General features: G+C 60.2%; 1 protein-coding gene. It reads left to right on the forward strand.

The annotated features are described in order from the left end of the window. Positions 1-251: AMP-binding protein (locus Y79_RS01000000120060; RefSeq protein ID WP_032864793.1), on the forward strand; the 251-nt coding region annotated here is incomplete at both ends.

Below are 251 nucleotides of genomic sequence, written 5' to 3' on the forward strand. Positions count from 1 at the left end.
GACGGCGATCAGGTGCAGCCGGAAGGCATTGCCGGTGAATTGTGCGTGGCAGGCCGCGGACTTGCGCGCGGATACCTGAACCGTGAAGAAGAAACGGCAAAGCGGTTTACCGCAGATCCGTTTGTGCCAGGCGAGCGCATGTACCGGACCGGCGACCTCGTCAAATGGAACGCGCAGTGCGGTATCGAATACATCGGCCGCATCGACCAGCAGGTCAAAGTGCGCGGCTACCGGATCGAGCTTTCAGAAAT

This window comes from Bacillus siamensis KCTC 13613, assembly GCF_000262045.1.
Lineage (GTDB): Bacteria > Bacillota > Bacilli > Bacillales > Bacillaceae > Bacillus > Bacillus siamensis.